The following is a 23,347-nucleotide window of genomic DNA, read 5'->3' on the forward strand; positions in this document are numbered from 1 at the left end:
CGAGAGCCGCACGTCTCAGGCGGCCAGGGCGTTCCAGTGCCAGGGATAGCGGGAGAGCAGGGGCAGCCTTCCCAGCGCCTCGTCCAGGGGGATGACCAGGCGCTCCAGGGGGAAGAGCCTGACGTCCCTTCCCAGGAGGTGGGAGAGCTCGGTGGAGGCGAAGAAGATGGCGGCGGAGAGGTACCCCGCCGGTTTGAGCTCCACGCGGCGGAACCCCGCCTCGCGCAGGAGACGGGAGAGGGAAGCGGCAGAGAAACCCTCGGTGAGCCGGTCGGCCTCGGAGACCGTCTCCCCAGGCCCCGGTGCCTTTCCGGTCAGCATGCGGATGATCTTCAGGAATAATTTTCCAATAGGGTATATGGTCCTATTCTGCCAGTCGTTGGGCTCCGTTCCCAGGACCAGCGGTCCCCCGGGGCGGATGACCCGGCGGGCCTCGCGCAGGGCCTTCCCGGGGTCCGGGAGGTGGTGGAGGGAAGCCACCATGAGCATGCCGTCGAAGGAGGCGTCGGCGAAGGGGAGGCGGGAGGCGTCGGCCAGCAGGTGGAGGGAACGGTCCCCGAAACCCTCCCTGCGGTGTAGGCGGCACGCCTCGGCCAGCTGGCCGGGGGAGACGTCCGTCTCCACCAGGCGGTAGCCGGAATGCAGGAGCTCCAGGCCGTCGTTGCCCAGCCCGCAGCCGGCCTCAAGGATGAGGGAACCGGGTGGCAGGCGGCGCAGGTCGTCGAGGAACCTGGCGTGGTAGTGGCGGTAGAAGGGACTTTCGCACCAGGTGGCGTGCATGCGGAGGTAATAATCCACCTTCTCGGTGTAGTGTTCCCTCTCCGAGACCACCAGGGGATGGACGTCCGGCGGAAGGAGGTCGGGGAGCCCGTTCTCCTCCCCGAAGGTGGTCCTGCAGCCCGGGCAGGCGGCTCCACTGGATGAGATTTCCAGGCCGCTTCCGCAGGAGGGACAGCGCAGCATATCCTTCCAGGGAAGCAGGGCGGACCAGGCTTCGCTCATGCTCCCTTCTCCAGGAGCTCCCGGGCCTGGTCCCACCAGGCCCAAAGCCCGAACCAGCTCATCCACTGGCCGGGTGCCATGCGTATGGTCTTCTCCCCGGCCTTGACCACCTCCCGCATCACCCTGGCGACCTCCGCCTTCTTGTCCGCTGCCGTGTCGCAGAAGATGGGCGGAAGGAAGATGAGGCGGTTGTCGAAGACTCCCTTTCCCCGCAGGAGGCAGAAGGGCAGGATGGGGGCCCCGGTGTCGTAGGCGAAATAGCCGGCCCCCGCAGCCAGGGCGGCGGGACGGCCGAAGAACTCCACCACACCCGTGCCGGGTACGTCGAAGGTGAGCCCGATGCTCTTGCCCCGGGCGAGGTGTTCGCGCACCCTGGGGATGATGTCCCTCCCGGCCAGGAAGACTGGCTCCTCCAGGTCGCACCCCAGGAACCCGGCGTAGAGGGCCAGGTGTTCGACGTAGCGCGGCACCGCGGTGTCCTCGGGGCGGTACATGATGGGGGTGTAGAGCTTTCCCAGGCGGGCCATGACCGCGTGCACGATGGCCACGCCGCCGATGTGGGGGCAGATGAAGATGATGCCCTTCCCCGCCTCCTCGGCCCGGGCCAGGTTCTCCTTACCCTCCATGCGCAGCTCCCGCATGTAGCGTTCCCCGTGCCTTCCCAGGGTGAAGATGTCCAGGATGGGGAGGAACATGGAGGCGCAGGCCTGGCGGGCGATACGGGTTAACTCCCGGCGATCGGTGATCTCCGGGAGGGCATCGGAGATCTTGGCCTCCAGGCGGCGGCGCATCCCGGGGCGGAGGTAAAGGAGAGCCGCGCCCATGGCCCGGAATAGGGCGTAGAAGAGTCCCGGCGGGAAGACGTAGAAGAGCAGGCGGGTGAGGTGGAAGAGGCCGGTCATGGACCATTCCACCGTCTTGAGGAACAGGGGAGACCTCTCGGTCCGCTTCTCCGTCATTCTCATTCCCCCTTCTGGCGATACACATCCGGCCGAGGAATAAGGTTAATTATAGACACTCGAGGGGCGCAATATTAACCCCGGCCCGGGGTTCTTGCTTCCTATACGAAAAACCCCGTGCGCGTCGTATCTGCCCGGGCGAAGGGCGACCACGGCGGCACGATCCTTTCCGCTCCTTCCTTTCCGTCCTCCCGTGATAGCTATAACTGCGGGTGGGAAACCAGGCGAAACGCCTTCCCTCGTTCCTCCTCTCTGGCTCCCCTTTGTGGAGACTCATCAGTAAGAAGGCATGAGGGCCTGGATTCGCTCGGCGGCGGCCTGGATGAGGGCGTTGGCCTCGTCCACCAGGGACAGGTCACCGGAAGCGATGGCCTGGAGGTACAAGTCGCAAGCCTTGATGTACATGTCGAAGATCTGCAATGCCTCCTGGCGCAGGGGTTCCAGCTCCGGGGGAAGGGGCATGGAGGCCACCTGGTTCCGGTAGTTCACCAGCGTGGACTTGATACTCGACACCTGGGAGGCCATCTCCATCCCGGAGATGATGTCTTGCCCCATGACCTCGATGTTGCGCTGCAGGGTGTTGAGGTCCTCGAAGGTCTGGGCAGGGATGGAGGTCTCCAGGGCCTGGAAGCCGGTGGATTGCTCGAGCTCCTTCTCCTCGGCCGCCGCCGCCTCCCGTTCCTTCCTGATCTGCTCCTCGTGTTCCGGGCTGTAGCGGTCGATGTACTCTACCCGGTAGTTGGCGGCCTCCGAGGGGCTTACCCAGGCGGTCTGCGTGTTGTCCTCCCAGACGCGGTTGTCGATGGGGTCGCGGACAATTGTCCCGTAGCGCACCAGGACCTTTTCCGGCGTGAGGACCATCCAGGCGGCAGCGGCCAGGACGAGGGCGGCGATGAGGCCCAGCGCGGTCCACAGGAGGGCCTTGCCCCTCCGGCTGAGGTTGGAATACCAGATGATGATTCGCCGCATCCTCGCCCCCTCTCGTTTCTCCTGCCTTTTGACTGCTCGGGTTCCCCGCGGGTTCCCGTATGCCGATGGATGCCCTCCCGGTCCGCGACCGTGAAGGACGATTTGATGTTAACATCCCCCGCCGGGGAGGGAAAAGGTGGCAGCTGCCGTTGCATTTCCGGCATGGGGTATAACTTCCGGATATGAGCAGGAACGGCGGAATTCATGTGAAGCAGCGTCAACATCGCCCGGCAACCGCGGCTGAGGTGGTAAAAAGTTAAGGTGGTAAATATTACCATGAAGGTGGACCAAGGTTTACGATGTGGTGGCATTGCTCCGTATCGGGAAGCCTGTTTTTCGAGGCGTGAAAGCGGTTCCCGGGAGGCGGCGAAACTCGGGACCCGGAGCATGGCCTCCGGGTCTTGACCCGGATTGTGGCCGGGACCGTAGGTGAGAAGAAAGATGACCGTGCTGCCCGAGGAAACGGCCTTCCCCCGACTTGACCCGGATCATACCCTGGACCTCCGGTGGGAGGTATCTTTTTAGCCAAATAAGGAAAGGAGGAAGGACATGCCCATATTCGAGTATCGGTGCGAGGAATGCGGCCACCGCTTCGACGCCTTCTTCCGCCGCGCCGAGGAAGCGGATAAGGAGACCCCCGCCTGCGGGAAGTGCGGGTCGAAGAAGGTGCGCAAGCTCTTCTCCGTGCTGGGCCTGGGAGGGAGCAGCCGGCAGGACCTCTCCAGCGGTTGCAACACCCGCTCCACGTGAAGCCCCTGGTAGGGGTCCGGTCCGGATCCGGGTAAGGAAGGGATATCGCGAAGCCATAAGCGCCGCCGGTGAATCTGCGTCGCTCCAGGCCCGGCGGCTCGGAAAGAGGGAAGAAGGTGGAAAATGGAGTGGATCATACCCCTGCTCGTGCTGGCCGTGTGGCTGGTGTTGAGCATTTTCATCCTGCCCCGCCTGGGAGTTCCCACCTGAATGTCCCCTTCCTGCCGCGTGCGGCACAAGGAGGATGACACCTTGGAGGGTGAGGAGGACAAGAATCATCTCCTCTAGCCGCCCTCTTATCCCAGTGCTCTCGATACACAAAGAGCAGAAGGTCCTCCTGGTGCTGCAGCTCCTCTCCTCCAGCCCTCCCTTTTATGGCAGTCCTCTCGATGCTCCCGAGGCTTGGGAGCTCGTCGCGCGGGAGGCTTTCGAGGAATTTCATCTCAGGTCGCGGTTCTTTGGTGCGTTTTACCTGGTGCTGCAGCGTAGAGGGCTTCGGGCAATCCTCCGTTCTTCGAGGGATTTTCTTCCTGAGACGGTTTCCCCTGATGCTATCCCCCGCTCAGGATGGACTCCGCGGCGTCGATGCCGCTGCGCAAGGCCCCGTCCACGGAGGGCATGAAGAGGTATTCCCCGGCCAGGCGCAGGCCCTTAACCTCCCGGAGGCCCCTTTCCTTGAGCTCTTCCACAGCGCGGAGCATGCCCGGAGGGGAGAGGCACACCGCTTCCTCCCAGCGGTAGATCTCCGAAAAGAGCGGCTCCTTGGGCATGGAAGGGATGAAGCGGCGGATCTCCTCCGCCAGGAGGGAGAAGACCTCCCCGTCGGGGCGGGAGTTCAGCTCGCGGGCGTGCTTACCGTAGGTGAAGCAGTGCACCATCCCGGCCCCGGGCGGGGCATAGAGCGGGGATTTTATGGAGTTGTCGGTGAAGCCGGCCAGGGGGGACATGGCCCGCCGGGGGAGTCCCACGGCATACCATCCCTCGGGAAGAAGGCGTTCCCGCAGCCCGAACATCACGTGGCAGCACGCGCTGTAGCGCACCCGCCGCAGGACGCTCCGCATCCCCTCCGGGAGGTCGGGCATGAGGCGGAGGGCGGTGCCGGCGGTGGTGGCACAGACGACGGCGTTGGCGTCCAGGAAACCCTCCCCGGTCTCCACGCCCTTTACCTTCCGGCCCTCCAGCACGATGCGGCGCGCCGGGGTGGAAAGCATCACCCGGTCCCGGCATTCCCGGTAGAGGGCCTCGGCCAGGGTCCCGATGCCGCCCTTCAGGGTGTACAGGCCGTGCAGGGCGTACCAGGCCAGGGCCAACCCGTACCCGGCGCCTATCTCCTCCGGCTCGCCCAGGGTCAGGCAGGAGGCCAGCGGCTGGAAGAAATATTCCAGGGCCTCCTCTCCTCCCCGGCGCAGCGCCAGCTCGGCCAGGCTTTCCCCGTCCAGGTCCAAGGCGCCGCGGTAGTCGATGAAGTGCAGGTCGCGGCGCCTGCGGAAGAGAAGGGGCATGATGCGGGCCATCTGCAGCATTCCTCGGGGACCGAAGAGGCGGAAGCGCAGGAGGTCCCGCCGGTCCTTCCACAGGAGCCGGGGGTCCAGGCCGGCGGTCAGGGGGTTGAGTTTCCCCTCCCTCCAGATGGCTACCTTGAAGGGGAAGGTAACGATGTCCCCCTCCAGTCCCAGGCGCCGGCAGAGGTCGAAGGTGGTGTCGTAAAAACGGAAGAAAAACTGCGCGCCCAGATCGAGCACGTAGCCGTCCCTCCTGGCTCCCGCCAGGCGTCCTCCCGGCGATGAGGAGGCCTCCAGAGCCGTGACCTCCACCCCGCCGCGGTGGAGGGTATAGGTGGCGGCCAGCCCCGCGGTTCCCGCTCCCACCACGATGACCTTCATTCCCTTCCCCCTTCCCGGTCTGCCCCTCCCAGGAAGCGGCGTCGCCCCGGCGCCCTTGTGCGGGCACCTGAGGGACGAGATGATTATAACCCCTGCCGTCCCGGGTGGATGACCGCCGTTTCGAAGCTTTGCCGCCTGCAAGAGGCAGGTAGCTCATCTTGCCAGGATGACGGGGTGGTCCGTCGATTTTTCAATTTCCAAACTGTCTGCTTGAACGATACGGCCTTTTTGAGGCCACCAAGAGGTAAGTGCATGATCCGGAGCCCGGATGCAGCGGGTGAGAAGCGCCGTCCCTGCGCCCTCGACGAAGGAAGCAGGACCCGCGGCGCCAGGCTCGTCGAGCGCGAGGGTGGTGGGCGAAGGCCGGAATCCTGAAGACAGCGCGTTGTCTCGGTCAACCTCCCGGGGATCGGCATGGGAGGAGGGAGTCTTAACGGGTGGTGTGAAGGCGGTCGGCGGCCGCGGGTGGGCGGCCGCGGTGCGTGTTAGACTGGAAAGGAATGGATGCCGGGTTCCGGTCCCGGAAACGGGTTCCGGCCGGAGTTGGAAAAGGATGACCGGACGAGGACACGTCGACCATTGAAAGAGGTCCGCAGGGATAAGAGGCGTCGCGGCATGCGCTTCCGCCCCTGGTGGCTCGAGTACCGCCGGGAATGGCTGCCACACGACCTGGCGGCCGGGTTCGCCACCTGGCTTCTGGCCGTCCCCCTGGGGATGGCCTTCGCCGGCATCGCCGGGGTTCCCGTGCAGCACGGGCTCTACGCCGTGTGCCTGTCCTCCCTCGGCTATGCCCTGCTGGGCACCTGTCTCCACCTGCACGTGGGGCCCACGGCCGCGGTGTCCGCCGTGTCCGCAGCGGTGGTGGCCGGCCCGGCGGGCGGCGACCCCCGGCGGTTCGTGGCCCTTTCCGTGCTCCTGGCCCTGGAGACGGGAGTCCTGCTGCTACTCGGCGGCGCCCTGCGAGCCGGTTTCGTGGCCAAGTTCCTTTCCCATCCCGTCCTGGAGGGATACGTGGCCGGGGCCGCTCTGTATATAGCCGTGGGACGCCTCCCCGCCATGTTCGGACTGGATCCCCGTGGTGGCAACTTTTTCCAGGAAGTGGCCAATGTCCTGGGACGGGCCGGTTCCTGGTCCTTCGCCGCCCTGGCGGTGGGGGTGGGCTGTCTCGTGCTTCTCTTCACCGTGGACCGCGCGGCGCCGCGATTCCCCGCGGTCCTGGCCGTGGTGGCCCTGGCGATGTTGGCTTCCCGCGCTTTTCACCTTCCGGACCGCGGGGTGGCGGTGGTGGGCGCGGTTCCGGGAGGACTTCGCCTGCTTTCCCTTTCGGGCCTGGAAGTGCGGGACGCAACGACCCTCCTGCCCGGAGCCCTGGCCCTGGCGGCCCTGGCCTTCGCCGACTCCCTGGCCCTGGCCCGCGCATGCGCCATCCGGCACGGCTATCGCCTGGACCCCAACCGGGAGATGGTGGCCCTGGGGGCGGCCAATCTGGCCTCCGGTCTCCTCTCTGGCATCGCCGTGGACGCCAGTTACTCGCGCACCGCCGCAGGGGAGGCGGCTGGAGGCAGGACGCCGCTTGCCTCCATCGTCTGTTCCCTGCTCACCCTTCTCACCATGCTCCTTTTCACCGGCCTCTTCCGGTACATACCCCATGCTGCCCTGTCCGCGGTAGTGATCTTCGCCGTCCTCCGCTTGGTGCGCCCAGGCGAGATGCTCCGCCTGCGCAGGGTCAGCGGGTCCGATTTCGCCCTCGCACTGGGCTCGCTCTTCGGCGTGCTCCTCTTCGGGGTGCTCACGGGAATCGGGGTAGGCGTCCTCCTCTCCCTGGCCGGGGTGATGGCGCGGGTGAGCCGTCCCCACACCGCGGTCCTGGGTGTGGACGAGAGCGGAGAGAGGCACGGCGACCTCAGGGAGGACAGGGGCTTCCGTCCTTATTCTCCCTACCTGGTCATCTACCGCTTCGACGGCCCCATCATCTTCGCCAACGTGGACCTGCTGGTGGAGGAGGTGCTCGAGCTGGTGGAGGGATCCAGGCCCCGGCCGCTGGTGGTGGTCCTGGACTGCGAGATGGTGTTCGACATGGACACCACGGCGGCCCGGGAGCTGAGGAGGCTCCTGGGCAAGCTCAGGGAGGGGGGCACGGAACTCTACCTGGCCCGGGTGCACGCCCCCCTGCGGGGTTTCCTGGAACGGGAGGGCCTGGAGGTCGAGCTGGGGCGGGAGAACCTCTTCCCAACCGTGCGCGACGCCGCCCGTGCCTTCCGGCGGCGCTACCCGGACCTTTCCTGACGCAGGGTGTGAAAGATGATCACGCTCAGGTTGTGGACCAGCTTCTCCAGGTCGCAGTCCAGGCTGCCGTTCACCCACTGCACGGTGACGAATTCCATCATGGCCAGGATGATGCGGGAGACGATCTCCGGGTCGAGGTCCCGGCACAACCCCTTCTCCAGGTGCTCCCGCAGCTTGGCCTCCAGGATGCGGGCGAAGGGTAGGTTGAGCTCGTCCAGGTCGCGGCGGAATTCCTCGCTTTCCACGGAGGCCCTGATGACCAGGGGATGGATGTGGGAATAACGCTGGAAGACCTCCATGACGCCCCGGATTATCCTCTCCACGTCCTGGAGGGTCTCCACGGCGATTCCTTCCAGGTGGTTTTCGCGGTACCAGTCGAAGGATTCCAGCTCGCTGACCATCTCGCGGAGCATGTGCCGCAGCAGGTCCTCCTTGTTGCGGAAGTAGAGCCAGAAGGTTCCGTGGCCGATGCCGGCGCGGGAGATGATGTCGGCCACCGCGGTTTTTTCGTAGCCCTTCTCGGAAAAAACCTCCCTCGCGGCCTCCAGGATGCGTTTCCTGGTCTCCGCGGACCGCTCCTGTACGAAACGCACTGCGCGCGCGTTTCCGCGTCCTGAATTCGCCTTCAACGCGACCCCTTTCCGAGATGACCGACAGTCACAATTTACCAGCGGCGGTCCTTGACGGTCAAACCGCCGGCGGGAAGCCCCCGTCCACCCCCCATTCATGTCGAGGGGGCCGGCCTGGCCGCTCTCCATTTGACCCGAAAGGGGCGGAAAGGTAGAATTTTTATCATGAAAAATATGAATAATGAAAAGGATACCCAAGGTTCCCCTCCCGAGGAACCCTTCGTGAGGCTCATAGAGACCGTATTCCTCTTCATCCGCACCTATTACCCGGAGTTCAACGAGGTGCTGGAGAGATACGGGTTGAACTATTCCCAGTACGTCGCCCTCCTCACCCTGTTCATGCACGGAAGCCTGGCCGAGGGGGAACTGGCGCGCATGCTACACCTCAACCCCTCGACCATGAGCCGCATGATCTATGCCCTGGAGGAAAGGGGCTGGGTCAGGTGTGTGCGGGACCCCTCCGACCGCCGCCGGGTGATGGTGAGCTTCACCCCGCGGGGGAAAAAGCGGATAGAGGGGATGATGAGGGAGCCCGCAAGGGTCCTGGTCCGCCTCACGAAAGATCTGAACGAGGAGGAGAGGAAGCGGGTATATGAGATGGTGGACTCCATCAATCGGGTGCTCTGGCTGTTCATCGGGGCCAGGGAGTCCTGAGCGCGCCTCGCAACGTCCTCGAGCGCAGGGCGGGGTTAGGGAGCGGGGGATATCATCGAAAAGGGAACTCGGCTGCGCCTTGCCGCATCCTCGAGGTCGGATTTGAACCGGAAAGGGCGGGAAGGAGCGTTCATCGCCTGCAGGAATAAAATATGCAAATTGCAATATTTTTTTATTGCAAATATAATAATTGTTGCCGTCGCCTGGGAGACGCCGCCTGACTCGGGAAAGAGGGGAGAAGGAGGCCATGAAGAGGGTCTTCAGCCTGATGACCGGTTGGAGTACCAGGAAACCCTGGCTGGTGTTGGGCATCATAGCCCTCCTTACCGCGGTGGCCGTGGCGGGGGCCTTGCGCATCCAGATGGAGTTCAGCCAGGAGGCACTCCTGCCCGACAAGTACCCCTCCATCGCTACCCTGCGCAAGGTGGAGGAGGATTTCGGGGGCCTCAATTACGCGAAGGTGCTTCTGACCGGCTCGGACCTCCTCTCTCCCGAAGCCGCCCTGGTCCTTTTCCAGTACCAGGAAGCCCTGCAAGGGGGGGCCGGTTCCGCGGAATGGGAGGACCTCGTGCTCCGGGTGGAGAGCTACCTTTCCTTCCTTCTCCGCAACCCGCAGGCCCGCGCCTTGATGTCCCTGTATTCCTCCCTCCGGACCTCGGGTTCCGGCGAAGAGGCCATGGCGGCGGTAAGGGAATTCTTGGTCTCCGAAGAAGCGCGGTCCATGGAGGGGGAACCGGAAGCGGCGCCCTTCCTGCAGGGCCTGCGGATAGCCGCGGAGCAGGGGGAAGCAGGCGCGGGTAAGGCGGAATACCTGGTGGAGGCGGCGGTTTCCGAAGCCCTGCACCGCTACCTGGAGTCGGTGGGGGCCATGGTGTTGGGCAGGACCGTCACCGCGGACGGGAAGGCGGCGGTGGTAAACATCCAGGTGCGACCGGACCTTCCCCAGGCCGAGGTTCTGCGGCGCGCGGGCAAGTTGGAGGATTTTACCGTGGATTTCTTCGCCTCCCGGGGGCTGGCAGCGGAGGTGAGCGGCGAGGTCTACATGATGAAGGCCCTCCAGCACCTCTCCCTACGCGACAGCGCCGTCCTGGGAATCATCGCCCTTTTCTTCATCGCCCTGGTGCTCTTTCTCACCTTCCGCAAGGTGCTGGACATATTCCTCACCCTGGCCGTGGTTTTCGTGTCCCTCCTGTGGATATTCGGAATCATGGGATTCGCGGGGATACGCTACACGGTCATGGGCATGGCCCTTATCCCCCTCATGCTGGGCATAGACATCGCCTATTCCATCCACGTGCTTACCCGCTACTACGAGGAGAGGGACAAGAGGAAGGGGGCGGAGGATTCGGCCGTGAGCTCGGTGGTCACGGTGGGCATCGCGGTCTTTCTGGCCGCGGCCACCACCATATTCGGTTTCCTGTCCTTCTCCATCTCCGATCTTCCCCCCATCCGGCAGTTCGGTTTCCTGTGCCTGGGAGGTGTCCTCTTCGGTTTTTTGCTCTCCATAACCATGCTTCCCGCCGCCCTGGTCATCCGGGACCGCAGGAGGGGGGTGAGGGAGACCAGGAGGGTGGAAGAACATCTCCTCCTGGACTGGCTGGACCGGGGGTTGGCCCGGCTCTCCCTCCTGGCCGAGAGACACCGCCTGCCGGTATGGATCGGTTGCCTGGTGCTGGTGGTCGCCTGCGGGCTTTCCGTCCTGGGCATATCCACCTCCGCCGACTTCCGTACCTTCGTTCCCCAGGACCTGCCCTCCTACCGTTCCTTCACCCGCATAGAGGAATACTTCGGGGGCCAGGACACGACGGTGGCTCTGCTGGAAGGGGAAGACCTCCTGTCACCGCCGTCCCTGCGCAAGATGGACGAGTTCGTGAGCGCGGTCCTGGACCATCCGCGCAACCTGACCCCGGAGGGGGAGAGGAAGTACTTCCGCCCCGAGAAGACCAACAGTCTCCCCGGCATCTTCCGGGCCCTGAAAGCCCTTTCCTCCGCGGAGGCTGCCGGTGCCAACCCGGCGGGGGAGGCGGTCCAGGAGGCGGAACCCGGTGACTGGGTACCCGTCTCGAGGGAGGAAGCGGAGGTGCTCCTTTCCAGGGCGGAGGAAGCCTTCGGGTTCGAATCCACCTCCCTGCTTACACCGGATGGAAAATCCTCCCTGGTGGCCTTCGAGGTGCCCTTCGTGAACGAGGAGGGGGAGAAGGAGATGGCCTTCATCCTCAGGGACGCCGCCTCCGCCGTGAGCGCCACGGGCACCTTTGATATCCGGCTCACCGGCATGCCGCTGATCATCTCGGATGCCCTGGACAAGCTCTTTACCACCCAGCTGGAGTCAGGGGGCCTGGCCCTCTTGCTCTGCGCCCTCCTGGTGATGGTGGTTTTCCGGTCCATGGCCTACGGGCTTACGGCCACCTCCGTGGTCTTCCTGGCTATCCTCCTCGAGGTTGGCCTGCTGCGCCTCATAGGCTGGCCCCTGGACATCATGACCGTGATGATCGCCTCCTTGGTCATCGGGGCGGGGATAGACTTCGGCATCCACGTGGCTCACCGCTTCCGGGAGGAGTTGTACGAGAACCGCCTGGGACCGGAGGAAGCGGTTAACGCCACGGTGCGCAACGTGGGCACCGCCCTGATCTCCGCCGCGGTGACCACCTCGGGAGCCTTCCTCATCCTGGCCATATCCAGTTTTTCCCCTCTCCGCCGTTTCGGCGTGATCACCGCCCTGGCCCTGGCCAGCGCCTGCTTCGCCGCCCTGGTCCTGGAGCCCACCTTTCTGACCACGGTGGCCACCCGCCTTGACCGGCGGGTCCGAGCGGGAGGGAAGGGAAGCGAAGATTGAAAAAGGTGGGCTTGATCCCGGTTCTGGGCGGTTCCAGCATCATTGAGAAGCCTGGGGGAAGGGAAGTGAAGGTTGAAAAATGTAGGTTTGATCCCCCTCCTTCCAGGGCCTGAGCACCCGGTTGCGCAACCTTGCCATTTGGCTGAAGGTGGCCGCGTCCACCGCCGCGGCGCCCAAGAGGATGAACGACGCCCGGGGAAAGGCTCTCCTGCCCCCATCATACCGGCCGGAGGGGGAAGCGGTGTCCGCGGGAGAGTCCCCTGTCCCCGGGCTGATTTATAATAACCGTTGGCGTGGCGACTCTAAGACCACGGGGGACATAGATGCCGCATTTGAGGATCATCCACACCGCTGACATCCACCTGGGGGCTCCCTTCCTTTTCCTGGGCCGGAAGGGGAAGGAGCAGCGAGAGCAGCTGAAGGCAACCTTCGCCCGGGTGGTGGACCTCTCGCTGGCTTCCCAAGCCGATCTGGTGATCATAGCTGGGGACCTCTTCGATCGTCCCTACCCGGGGGCCGAGCTTCTGGGGGAAGCGGCCTTTCAGATCAACCGGCTGAGCCGGGAAGGGATATGGACGGTCATCGTCCCCGGCACCCACGATCCCTGGAGGGAAGGGGGGGCCTACGACCACCCCGCCCTCAAGTCCATCCCCAACCTCCACGTATTTTCCACGGAAGAACTCACCCCCTTTCCCATTCCTGGCCTGGACCTGGTGATCTACGGCGCGGCCTGGAGTGGGAGACGCCGGAATCCACTCGCGGGTTTCCGCCCCCGGGATGAGGCCCGCTGGAGGGTCGGCGCGCTGCACGCCTCGGTGCGCATCCCCGGGAAGGTAGAGGAGGATGGGGTTTGGGTCGACCGGGAGAGCATAGCCGCCTCCGGTTTTCACTACCTGGCTCTCGGGCACTGGCACTCCTTCTCCGGCTGGGAGGAGAGTGGAGTTCCCGCCTACTACCCTGGACCTCCGGAGCCCCTGGGGATGGAGACGGAAGGGGAGGGGGTGATCCTCCATGTGAGGCTGGGGGAAGAAGGGAAGGCGGAGGTGAAGCCCCTGCGTGTGGGACGCCGCAGGTTCTCCGTCCTGGAGCTGGACGGTGCTGTACTGGGAGGCCCGGAGGAGTTGTACGGCCACCTCCGCGGAATGGCCCATCCCGACCTGGCCCTGCGGGTCCGGGTGAGACGTGCCTGGGGGGAGGCGTGGTCGAGGTTCGACGCGGAGAGGATGGAGGAGGAACTCTCCCCGCTCTTCTTCCACCTGGCCCTGGAGGTGGAGCCGGGTTCCTCGCTTTCCTGGGAGGTGGAGGACTTTCCCGAGAACACGGTGGCGGGGCGTTTCCTGCGCCTGGCCCAAAGCGAGATGGTCGGCCTGGAGGGCGAAGAACTGGAGGTGGCGGAGGAAGCCCTTCGGCTGGGACTCTTCCACCTGGCGGGCAGAGGGTGAGGTTCATGCTGATCGAGGAGATCTCCCTGCGGCATTTCAAGCGTTTCCGGGAGGCTTCCTTCGACCTCCGGGAAGGGGTGAACGTGGTGCGGGGACCCAACGAATCCGGTAAATCCACCCTGCTCCAGGCGATGTTGGCCGCCTTGTTCTGGAGGGTGGACTCCACCCGCCGGGAGGTGCGGGAGAGCGTGACCTGGGGCGAGAGCGGCGGCATGCGGGTGGAGCTAAGGGGAAGGGTAAATGGCAACATTTTCCATCTGGTCAAGGACTTCTCCACGCGGAGGGCGGAGCTCTCCTGGGACGGGGAGAGGGAGACCGACCCGGCGCGCATCCAGGAGCGGCTGCGGGAGTGGCTGGGGGTGGGAAGCGAGGCCGCCTTCCGGGCCACGGCGGGGATAAGGCAAAATGAAGTGGCCGACATAGCCGAGGGCGGGAAGGAGCTCGGCGAGAGCCTCCAGGCGGCGGTGGGAGGCCTCGAGGGCGGGCCGGGTGCAGTGCGGGCCAGGGAGGCCATGGAAAGGGAGCTGGGCGACCTGCTCAGGGGCACCAGGGGGGCAGCCAGAAACCCGGGTCCCCTGGCGCGGGTCGAGGAGGAGATCAACGCCCTCGCGAAGCGCCGAGAGGAGCTTTCCCGCGCCGTGAGGGGAAGGGAGGAGGCCCGGCGGCGACTGGCGGAGCTGGCCGAGGAGAGCGAAAAGGCCGCAGGGAGGCTGGAGGTCCTGGAGGCGCTGATAAGGGATACCCAGGAGCGCATGGATATCGAGGAAGACGTAGAGGACTTCCACCGCCGCTACCGGGTGATGGAGGCCTCTCTGGAGCTCCTCGGGGAGGACGAGGAGCTGGCCCGGGAGGAGGAATCCCGCTACGGGACGCTACGGGAGGTCCTGGAGGAGGAAAGGGAGAGGTTGGAGGACCTGGAGAAGCGTCGCGCCGCCACCGGGGAGAGGATGGCCGACCTCTCCCGCCGCCTGGAGGAGGCGGCGACCCTGCAACCCAGGCCCTGGGCCCCCTGGGTCCTGGCGGCCGGATTGACCCTGGTCCTGGCGGGCCTCGCGGGCATCGCCCTCTCTCCCTACTTGCTCGCCCTCAGCCTGGCTGGCTGCGGCCTGGTGGCCCTTTCCCTGTTTCCCGGTGGGTACCTGCGCTTCCATGCCGGGGGTAAGCGGCTGCAGGAGCTGCGCGCCCGGCTGGGAGAGGCCAGGGCCGAGGAGGCGGAGATAACCCGCACTATGGAAAGGATAGTGGCCCGTGCGGGTTGCGACTCACTGGAGGACTTCAACCGCCTTAGGCGTGGATACCTCGAGCTTCTGGCCCGCAGGAAGGAGATCGCGGAACGGCTGGAGATGCTGTCCGTCCGGGGAGGGGACCGTGGGAGGCTGGCGGAGGAGGCCCGCAGGCTGGCCGCGGAGGTCGGCCTGCGCAGCCGGAGGATGAAGGAACTGAGGGGATGCACGCTCGACCCGGATGGCCTCCAGCGGGCCCTGCGGGAGAGGGAGGAGCTCAAGCGGAGGCTGGAGGACCTGCGCGCGGAACAGGTGCGCTGCGAGGTGGTTCTTTCCGGGGAAGAGCACGAGGAAGAGCTCCTGAGGGTGGAAGAGGAGCTTGTCCAACTCGAGGAGCGGAAGGGACGGCTCTCCAGGAGGGCAAAGGCCCTGAGGTTGGCCCTGGACTGGCTGGACCGCGCATCCCGCGACAGCCTGAGTTCGGTTACCGCCCGGTTGGAAAAGATGACCGGCGAGTACCTGGGCCGCATCACCGGGGGGCGCTACCGGAAGGTCACCGTGGAGGGGGAGGACCTGAACCTGGCCGTATGGTCGCCGGAGAAGGGAGAGGAGGTGAAGGCGGATTCCCTGAGCCGGGGGACCGTCGACCAACTCTACCTGGCGGCCCGCCTCTCCCTGGTGGAAATCATCTGCGGGGAGAAGAACCCGCCTTTGTTGCTGGATGACCCCTTTGTGACCTTCGACTCCAACCGCTTGAGAAGGGCCATGGAGCTGCTGCGGGAATACGCCCGCGGGAGGCAGGTGGTCATCTTCACCTGCGGCGACCATTACGACGCTTACGCCGACCGGGTGGTGAGCCTGACCCCGGACTGAGCGCGAGGTTAGCCCGACGGATTATCAATTATCATGTTGATATGACCCTCCGGGAACGTTTCGAGGAATACCGTCGCCGGATAAAGTTCAGCGACCTTGACCTGGCCTCCAGGGCCATGGCCGTGCTCTGGCTGGACCTCTTCCGGGAGCGGGTGGTGCGCAACTGCTTCCCGCGAGTGGGGTCCCGGAGCCTGCTCCGGGAAGTAGGCGCCGTAATCGATTCCACCTTCCTCGAGGGGTACATACTGGCCCGGGCGGCCTACGAGGACGGTGCGGAGGCGGTCATCTATACCGACCCCCACCTCCCCGGTTCCGTGGAGAGGGGGGTGGAGAGGTTGAGGCTCATGTACGAGGAGGAGGTGGTCCAGGAGGCGCCCTTCGCCGGGGAGCCCCTGGGCGTGGAGTCCCTGGCGGAATCGCTGGTGCGGGAGATAGCCTACGCTCCCCCGCTGGTCATGCTGGAGGAGCGCGAGCTCCTCAAGGTACACCTGTTCTACGCCCTGTGGGCGGGCTACAAGCTGGCCGGTTTCGAGAGGAAGTTGAGCGGGCGCCGATAAAGGCGGCCCTCCCGGTCAGGACCCGGGATCCAAGGGGCCGGAGTCAAGCGATAAAGGATTGCCGGACGGCGGCCTGCCGCCCGGTTGGGGAAGGAGGATAAATGGAAAAAGTTGTCAAGAAGGCCTCGACCCTCTTCCTGCCCAAGCCCGTGGTGCTGATCACCGCCGCGCACGGCGGGAGGGACAACGTGATGACCGCCGCCTGGGCCAACGTGGTGTGCATGGAACCCCCCCAGGTGGCGGTGGCCGTGCGGGAGAGCCGCTTCACCCACGGGCTCATAAAGGGTAGCGGGGAGTTCGCGGTCAACGTCCCCTCCCGGGACCTCTGGCGGGCGGTGGACCTCTGCGGCATGGTCTCGGGGCGGGACCGGGACAAGTTCCGGCTGGCCGGGCTGACCCGGGAAAGGGGCCGCGAGGTGGTAGCTCCCCTGGTGGCGGAGTGTCCCCTGAACATTGAATGCCGGGTGAGCGCCGAGCTGCCCCTGGGTTCCCACACCCTTTTCGTGGGCCTGGTGCTGGCCGTCCACCTGGCCTCTGAGTGCGAGGGGGAGAAGGGGGCCGTGGACGTGGAGGCCTTCCGGCCCTTCGTGCTCAACCACCGGGAGTACTGGGATATGGGAAGGAAACTGGGCCGTTACGGGGAAACGGCCTCCGAGTTGGAGGTCATACCGTGATGCGCGGGGTGGAATTCGGCACGCCGCGGTCTGCAGGGAGGCTTCTTCTGCCGCCGTTGTACGCCGCTACCGCCCTGCGCGGAGCGGTGTCAACCTTGGCTCTTCTCCCGTCCCGCGGAGAGACCTGGAACCGGCTGCGCTTCTCCCTCCGGCACCCGCGCGTACGTTATTACCAGTGGCAGCTGCGCAGGAGGGGGGTGGAATGCGGCCCCTACGTGTGGATATCCGGCCCGCCCGACGTGGCCTTGACCGGGGAGTCCACCTGCAGTATCGGGGACGGGACCTTCATCCCCACCACGGTGCAGATACGGGGAAACGACCGGGGACGCATCATCATCGGGCGCCACTGCTCCCTGGACACCCTGGCCCGGCTCTTCGCCGCCAATGACGCCACCCTCCTCCTAGAGGATAACGTGGCCATAGGGCCTTACAACATCATCAACGCCTTCGACGACTGCATCATCCGGAGGAACTCCATGCTCGGCCCCTACGTGAACATTAACTGCGCGGACCACGGGTTGGAGCTGGGGGAGCCCATGCGCTTCCAGAGGGGGACCTACGGCCCGGTGGTCATCGAGGAGGACTGCTGGATTGGCTCCCACGCGGTGATCCTCAAGGGAGTCACCGTGGGAACGGGAGCGGTGGTGGCGGCGGGCTCGGTGGTCACCCGCGACGTCCCGCCCTTCGCCATCGTGGCCGGCGTTCCGGCGCGGGTCATCGGGGACCGCCGGGAAAGGGAGTCCGAGAGGAGGAATTCCTGAGCTCGGGGTTCGGCCATCCAGGCGAGCCTCCCGTCCTGCTTCCCTGATTCCGGCGTGCCGTCAGGCTGACCCGAAAGGTTATCACCGGGAGGCGGTGGGGTCGACGTCCCGCGTCCCTCGACCCGGAAATCGGATCGGGCGCGTGGAGAGGACTCCACCGACCAGGAAGGTGAAAAGGGGCGGCCTCCGAGGCCCGCCCCCTTGTACGGAGTGGTTGTCCGGTGACCGGAATCAGAGATCCTTGGGCCGCATGTCGATGACCCGGTAGGCCTTGAGGGCCACCGTGGGGTCGTAGATCTCCTCCATGGCCACGAACTCCACCTTGGGGGTCATCTCCACCGCGGTGCGCAGCTTCATCTTGATGTCCTCCTCCAGCTTGCCGCGGTCCACCCCTTCGGCGGGGGCGATCTTCACCACCAGCTCGTCCAGGGAGTAAGGGTCGCTCGGGTCCTTCTTGGTGAAAATGATCTGGTATTCTTTGACCCCCGGGGTGTTGGCCACCTCGTCCCGCAGCACCTCGGGGTTGATGAGGGTGCCCTTGAGCTTGACCAGCTCGGTGGTGCGGGTGGCATAGGTGCTGCCCACGGCGATGATGATGCGCTCCGAGTTACGGCCGCAGTAAGGACATGTCTCGTGGGTCATGGCCCCGATGTCCCCGATGACGTAGCGCAGGAGGACGGTGCCCCGGCGGTTGAGGTGGGTTATGCAGATGAGGCCGCGATCCCCGTCCGGGAGCCGCTTGCCGGTCTGCTCGTCCACCACCTCGAAGAAGTAGAGGTTGGGGGCCGGGTTGTGGCAGCCGCTGAAGTCGGTGCATTCAGGCATGGCCCCCTGCATCTCGGTGAACCCGTAGGAGTTGCTGATGAAGGGGTCCTCGGCGCCCATGTTCATGAGCCGCTGCCGCATGTCGTCGCGCATCCCCTTGGGGCAGGCCTCTCCCAGGGCCTGGATGTGCTTGGTGGCCGAGAAGTCCCTGCCCTGTTCCTCGGCGCGCATGATCAGGCGCCGGATGAAGCTGGCGATGCCCAGCCACACCTCCGCCCTGCCCTTCTCGATGAGGTCGATGGCGTAATCGATGGAGCGGTGGACGGGGAACTCGGGGTAGGTCATGCCCGTGCAGCCGTACATGGAAAGAGTTCCCAGTCCCATCATCCCTATGTCCCGGGCGCGGAAGAAGCCGATGTGGGGAACGGGCCCCAGGGGGAAGAGGTTGATGCCCCGGGAGTAGGGCGGGAAGCCCCCCAGCTTGATGCCCCGGAAGATCATCTGCCAGATGCCGTGGGCGTCGTGGATGGTGTTCCAGAAGGGCGTAGGCACGCCGGTGGTGGAGCCGGTGGTGTAGGTGACCTCGAATATCCAGTCGTAGAGGGTGGGATTGGAGGGCTTGAGCTTGAAGGCCTCCGGGTCGGCCATGTAATCCTTCTTATAGGTCAAGGGAATCTTTTCCAGGTCATCCAGGGTCTGGATGTCCCCGGGTTCGATCCCCTGCTCCTTGAAGACCCGCTTGTAGTAGTCGTGCCCGTCCCAGATCCATTCCATCTGGCGCCGGAGCATCTGCTCCTGCATCTCGCGTATCTTCTCCTGCGGCCAGAAGGTAGGGTCGTCGTCGTCCCGGTAAAGGGGTATGCTCTCGATGTAGCGGCGGGTGTTCTCCGGGGTCACCGGGACCTTTTCGTAGGTGCCGTCGTCCTTGGGAATGTAGAGCACGCTCATGGTCGAACCCCCTTTCTCGTACCCCTCCCTGCATTCTGCCGGCGCCGATTCAAGAGAATTTATCGATGCAGCCTCGACCTTAAAATATTATCCGCAGCCGGACGTGATGACAACCACCCGGGGGAGGCGCTTCACTGTCGTGCACGGCGAGAACCTCGTCCTTGTGCCATGTTGGCGGTTCTTCCCCCTTCTACATCGTCGTTCACGCCCCAAGGATGGGATGCGGAACGGTCGCTCTCAGCGGCGTCTCGGCATCCCGGCCCTGGGGTGAAGGAGACGCGAAAGGTCGCCGTGCCACGCTGCAGGGGTTGAGGCGACCTCTCCCGGGCGGCGGAAAGAGGATGGCCCCGGGATGTCCGGCGGCACTTCAGATGTCCAGTATGGTGAGCTCCAAGGGTGGTGTCGAGGGAGCCCCTTCCCCGCAGAGGGGTACGGAAGTCCCCAGGAATGCGCCCCGTGCCCTCAGATGTCCAGCACGGTGAGCTCCAGGGGGGTCTTGTTGAGCATCTCCCCGCCGTGGGGGGTCACCCGGACCACGCATTCCAGGCGCATGCCGCCCACCCCGGGAACGTTCATTACCAGGGCGGCCACCTCCACCACGTTCTCCTCCAGGACCAGGTCGCGGAACTCGTCGCTGTTGATGATGGCCGGGTACCACTCGTGGCCGATGACCCCGATGCCGTGGCCGAAGGCCGGGAGGGTGTACTGCGCGTATCCCAGGGAGGAGACCTCGTCGAAGACCTTCTGCCACACCTGGCCCACGGTGCTGCCCGCCTTCAAGGAGGAGACGAGGAGCTCGGTGGTGCGCAGGTAGGCCTCGGCCAGCTTCTTCTGCTCCGGGGAGGGCCTCCCCAGGATGTAGTTGTGGGAGAGGTCTGAGTAGTAGCGCCGGTAGGTGGGGTGAAGGTCCACCAGGAGGTTCTCCCCGGGCTGGAGGACCTTGTCCGTGGGTGGCGTGCACCCGCCCAGGGGATACCAGGTGCGGTAACCTGAGGCGATCTCTGAGGACCCGGTGACCGGCCAGTGGTACTCGCTGCCCAGCTCGCGCATGGCCATCTCCCCGAGGCCCGCGATCTCCTGCTCCGTCATTCCTACCTCGAGGAGCTCCTTCACCCGCTGCTGGGCGGCGTCGGCGATGGCCGCCGCCTGGCGCAGGAGCTTTATCTCCTCGGGATCCTTCACGTAGGTTACCCGGTCCATGATCTCCAGGGCGTTGACCAACCTGGCCTCCGGCAGGTTCTCCTTCAGGAACTGGTACTCGGTGGCGAAGAGGTACCCGGCGATCATGCGGGGGGAATGTCCCAGCTCCACCCCGATGACCGCCTTGTCCCAGCCCTGTTCCCTTATCTGGCGCAGGGTGACGTCCCAGAGCTCCATCCCCGGTATGGGCCCGCACCCCACCACGTTGTCCAGCCATGAATCGTCCTTCACCCGTTCGGCGTCCATGAGCAGGGTGTTCAGGCCCACGTAGCCGTCCCGGGAGACCAGGACTACGCTCCGCCAGGGGATGAAGGCACCCCCTATGTAGGTCACGCTCTTCCCGCGCGTGGCCAGGAGGAGGTCGATCCCCCGCGCCTTCATCTCCTCGATGATCCTCTCCACCCTCTTCCGGTAGTCGATGTTCACGTCCATCCTTTCCCTCCCGATTTTCTTTGCTCGACCGACCTTGATATCCGCCCCGGACCGTTCAATCCCGAGGCGGCGGGTTTTCCTCACTCACCCAGGTGGAGGATGAAGCCCAGCAACAGTCGCCCGGTGATCTCCAGGTGGCGGGGATCTATCTTGTCATAGGTATCCTGCGGCGTGTGGTACCAAGGGTCGTCCTTGACCTCCAGCCACACGGCGGGTATGCCCGCCCTCTCGAAGGGTTCGTGGTCCGAGTAGCTGCCGCTTTGGAGGTAAGGAAGGCTCACACCGGCGCCGGAGGCGTAGGCGAGCAGCGCGTTGCACAGGTCCATGGGGCCTATGCCCATGGTGCGGGCGTAGAGCCGGGTTCCCACCCCCACCATGTCCACGATCACCGCACCCCGCAGGGAGGATTTCTCTTCCGGGGTCAGGGCGGCCACGTAGTGCCTGGACCCGAAGTGGTGGAGGTCGGTCCCATCCACCAGCCTTTCCTCGCCACCGAAGAGCACGAACTCCAGGCGCAGGCCGGGGAGGGGGCCCGTCTCCGCCAGGCAGCGGGCCAGCTCCAGGACCACCGCCGTCCCGGAGGCGTTGTCGTTGGCCCCCGGGCTTCCGGTCCCTCCCTTGGTGTCGAAATGTCCCCCCACCACCAGGGTCTGCCGGGACCCGGAAGCGCGGCTTTCCTCCAGGGAGGCGATGACGTTGCGGGTCCAGGCGCCGTTGGGTAGGGGCACCTCCTGGATTTCCACCCAGTATCCATAGCTGGCCAGGACGGAGGCCAGGTAGGCGGCGGCCCTCTCCTCGCCCGCCGTCCCCTCTACGCGGGGCCCCAGGCCCACGCTCAGGTGGCGGATGTGGTCCATGGCGTTGAGGGTCTCGAAGTCCGCTCCCGGGAAGTAGAGGGGCCTTTCCACCACCACGGGCCGGTCCGAGGAAACCCGGGTGGAGAAATCCATTCCCCGGGGAAGCACGTCCAGGACGTTCAGGGTAAAACGGGAGGACGCGGGGATGTCCGCCTGGAAGGACTCGCTGCTCCCGTCCCCCAGGGCGAAGTCTATCCGTATGGAAGCCTCCTGGGGCGTGGTGTTCAGGATGCACAGGTAGGAATGAAATCCGGGCCTGGTGGTCCCTTCGCCCAGCAACCAGGAAAGTCCCGGGCTGCCCGTCCCAGTGGAGACGTGGCCGCCGGGACACACGCCGAGGTAGTTGAAATATATGGGGCGCTCGGCCACCAGGGGCCGGGAGCCGGTCACTTCCAGGGAAAGCTCCCTGCCCGGGCCGGCGAGCTGGTTGACGTTCAGGGTGCTGCGGCGGCCAGGCTGGAGACGGAAGGTGAACACGTCTTCCCCACCGCCATGGTACAGGCACCGTACCTGGACCTCGTTTTCCTCCGCCGGCCCGACGCCGCTCCCCGGCCAGTAGAGACAGAGCCACTCCTCGAAGCCCGCGCCGGTATATCCCTCGGCGAAATAGGACCTCTCGCGCGGCGCGGTGAGCCCGGTCGAGGCATGCCCGCCGCACCAGGCGCCGCGGTACCTGAAATACATCACCCTCTCCGCGCACACGGGCCCGCTTGCCTCCACCTCGACGGTCACATCGTGGTCCGCTCCCACCACGTGGTTGACGAAGATGGTCCAGCGGGAGAAGGGAGAGATGTGGGTCTCGAGTACCATGCTCAGCCCGTTCTCCAGGGTGAAGCGGGCGCGGGCGGCCACCTCGCTTTCCGTGGGATTGGCCAGCAGCAGGTATTCCTCGAATTCCTCCCGGGTGCAGCCCTCGGCGAAATACCATTGCTGGGAGGGAGAGGTCACTCCCTGGCCCAGGGTACAACCCTTCCATTTATGGGCATAAAGGAAATATATGGGCCGCTCGGCCACCACCGGCCTGTCGCTGGTGACATGGAGGGAAAGTTCCCTTCCTGGCCCGGCCAGGTGATTGACATTGAGGGTGGAGCGGGAGAAGGGCGGTATCTCCGAGGAGACGCTTCCCGGCGGCGCACCGTTATAGAGGAAGTCCACCTGCAGGGCGATGGGCTCGGGATTGGAATTGAAGACGCACAGCCATTCCTGGAAGCCGTCGCCCGTGTAACCCTCGGCGAAGAACCATTCGGTGGACGCCGTCCCGGCGCCTATCCCGCAGGTGCCGTCCGCGGCCGGGGCCGGCCTTGACGAAAGGAGGGTAATCGCTGGAAGGAAAAGGAAGCCGGAGAGGAGGAGGGACAGCAGGAAAAGGAGCGCGGTGCGGGAAAGCGGGGAGGAAGTGTAGGAGGGGAAGATGCAGGCGCCCTTTTCCCGCTCGTTGCGCTTGTCCGGCCCACAACCTCTTTTCGCCCGCATCGAGGACCGCTTCTTGTCCCTCATCGCGCCCTCCTCTCCCTTTAGAGGGGGGCCGGCTTGTCAGGCCCCCGCCGGCTTATCGCCGTGTCTTATCATAACATCCGGGGCCGATCTTTCTCCCGGTAAAGGGCGGGCCTGGGAGGAGTTCGGATTGCGAACCCCCTCGGATGTCCC

The 23,347-nt window shown here is 65.3% G+C and carries 17 protein-coding genes; 9 read left to right on the forward strand and 8 right to left on the reverse strand.

What is annotated here, in order from left to right; genetic code table 11:
- Nucleotides 1-15 precede the first annotated feature (15 nt).
- The 3 genes from QME84_05975 to QME84_05985 form a co-directional block, all read right to left on the reverse strand.
- Nucleotides 16-1,002: a methyltransferase domain-containing protein gene (locus tag QME84_05975; GenBank protein ID MDI6873813.1), complete on the reverse strand. Its 987-nt coding sequence runs from the start codon at nucleotides 1,000-1,002 to the stop codon at nucleotides 16-18.
- Nucleotides 999-1,961, reverse strand: a complete 963-nt coding sequence (locus QME84_05980; GenBank protein ID MDI6873814.1) for a hypothetical protein — start codon at nucleotides 1,959-1,961, stop codon at nucleotides 999-1,001. Before QME84_05980 ends, QME84_05975 begins: the two co-directional genes overlap by 4 nt.
- Before the next feature lie 276 nt (nucleotides 1,962-2,237).
- Complete coding sequence (locus QME84_05985; protein ID MDI6873815.1) at nucleotides 2,238-2,930, reverse strand: hypothetical protein; 693 nt, start codon at nucleotides 2,928-2,930, stop codon at nucleotides 2,238-2,240.
- Between the two features lie 549 nt (nucleotides 2,931-3,479).
- Here QME84_05985 and QME84_05990 point away from each other — a divergent pair.
- A complete protein-coding gene (locus QME84_05990; GenBank protein ID MDI6873816.1) occupies nucleotides 3,480-3,680 on the forward strand; it encodes a zinc ribbon domain-containing protein in 201 nt (66 codons plus the stop codon).
- A gap of 551 nt (nucleotides 3,681-4,231) precedes the next feature.
- On the opposite strand, the gene QME84_05995 is transcribed toward QME84_05990, so the two are convergent.
- Entirely contained in the window at nucleotides 4,232-5,563 is a 1,332-nt protein-coding gene (locus QME84_05995) for an NAD(P)/FAD-dependent oxidoreductase (GenBank protein MDI6873817.1), read from the reverse strand.
- Between the two features lie 579 nt (nucleotides 5,564-6,142).
- Here QME84_05995 and QME84_06000 point away from each other — a divergent pair.
- Nucleotides 6,143-7,849 carry a SulP family inorganic anion transporter gene (locus QME84_06000; GenBank protein MDI6873818.1) on the forward strand — a complete coding sequence of 569 codons (1,707 nt, stop codon included), beginning with the start codon at nucleotides 6,143-6,145 and terminating at the stop codon, nucleotides 7,847-7,849.
- Here QME84_06000 and QME84_06005 read toward each other — a convergent pair.
- Nucleotides 7,831-8,478, reverse strand: coding sequence for a TetR/AcrR family transcriptional regulator (locus tag QME84_06005; GenBank protein ID MDI6873819.1), 648 nt, complete (start codon nucleotides 8,476-8,478; stop codon nucleotides 7,831-7,833). The genes QME84_06000 and QME84_06005 overlap by 19 nt on opposite strands.
- A 222-nt stretch (nucleotides 8,479-8,700) precedes the next feature.
- Between QME84_06005 and QME84_06010 the strand changes: the two genes are divergently transcribed.
- The 7 genes from QME84_06010 to QME84_06040 all read left to right on the forward strand — a co-directional run bounded on the left by QME84_06010 (nucleotide 8,701) and on the right by QME84_06040 (nucleotide 17,498).
- Nucleotides 8,701-9,132 (forward strand): MarR family transcriptional regulator, encoded by a 432-nt coding sequence (locus QME84_06010; GenBank protein ID MDI6873820.1) that lies wholly within the window; start codon nucleotides 8,701-8,703, stop codon nucleotides 9,130-9,132.
- A gap of 247 nt (nucleotides 9,133-9,379) precedes the next feature.
- Nucleotides 9,380-11,968: an MMPL family transporter gene (locus tag QME84_06015; protein MDI6873821.1), complete on the forward strand. Its 2,589-nt coding sequence runs from the start codon at nucleotides 9,380-9,382 to the stop codon at nucleotides 11,966-11,968.
- 323 nt (nucleotides 11,969-12,291) lie between these two features.
- Entirely contained in the window at nucleotides 12,292-13,410 is a 1,119-nt protein-coding gene (locus tag QME84_06020; protein ID MDI6873822.1) for a DNA repair exonuclease, read from the forward strand.
- 5 nt (nucleotides 13,411-13,415) lie between these two features.
- Nucleotides 13,416-15,506 (forward strand): AAA family ATPase, encoded by a 2,091-nt coding sequence (locus QME84_06025; GenBank protein MDI6873823.1) that lies wholly within the window; start codon nucleotides 13,416-13,418, stop codon nucleotides 15,504-15,506.
- A 41-nt stretch (nucleotides 15,507-15,547) separates the two neighbouring features.
- Nucleotides 15,548-16,063: a hypothetical protein gene (locus QME84_06030; protein MDI6873824.1), complete on the forward strand. Its 516-nt coding sequence runs from the start codon at nucleotides 15,548-15,550 to the stop codon at nucleotides 16,061-16,063.
- Nucleotides 16,064-16,164: 101 nt separating this feature from the next.
- Nucleotides 16,165-16,737 (forward strand): flavin reductase family protein, encoded by a 573-nt coding sequence (locus QME84_06035; GenBank protein ID MDI6873825.1) that lies wholly within the window; start codon nucleotides 16,165-16,167, stop codon nucleotides 16,735-16,737.
- Nucleotides 16,737-17,498 (forward strand): acyltransferase, encoded by a 762-nt coding sequence (locus tag QME84_06040; protein MDI6873826.1) that lies wholly within the window; start codon nucleotides 16,737-16,739, stop codon nucleotides 17,496-17,498. The genes QME84_06035 and QME84_06040 overlap by 1 nt, the downstream gene beginning before the upstream one ends.
- A gap of 231 nt (nucleotides 17,499-17,729) precedes the next feature.
- On the opposite strand, the gene QME84_06045 is transcribed toward QME84_06040, so the two are convergent.
- The 3 genes from QME84_06045 to QME84_06055 form a co-directional block, all read right to left on the reverse strand.
- Entirely contained in the window at nucleotides 17,730-19,211 is a 1,482-nt protein-coding gene (locus tag QME84_06045) for an AMP-binding protein (protein ID MDI6873827.1), read from the reverse strand.
- A gap of 462 nt (nucleotides 19,212-19,673) precedes the next feature.
- Complete coding sequence (locus tag QME84_06050) at nucleotides 19,674-20,843, reverse strand: Xaa-Pro peptidase family protein (protein MDI6873828.1); 1,170 nt, start codon at nucleotides 20,841-20,843, stop codon at nucleotides 19,674-19,676.
- A gap of 80 nt (nucleotides 20,844-20,923) precedes the next feature.
- Complete coding sequence (locus tag QME84_06055) at nucleotides 20,924-23,197, reverse strand: M28 family peptidase (GenBank protein ID MDI6873829.1); 2,274 nt, start codon at nucleotides 23,195-23,197, stop codon at nucleotides 20,924-20,926.
- Nucleotides 23,198-23,347 lie beyond the last annotated feature (150 nt).

Source organism: Actinomycetota bacterium (assembly GCA_030019255.1).
Lineage (GTDB): Bacteria > Actinomycetota > Geothermincolia > Geothermincolales > RBG-13-55-18 > Solincola_A.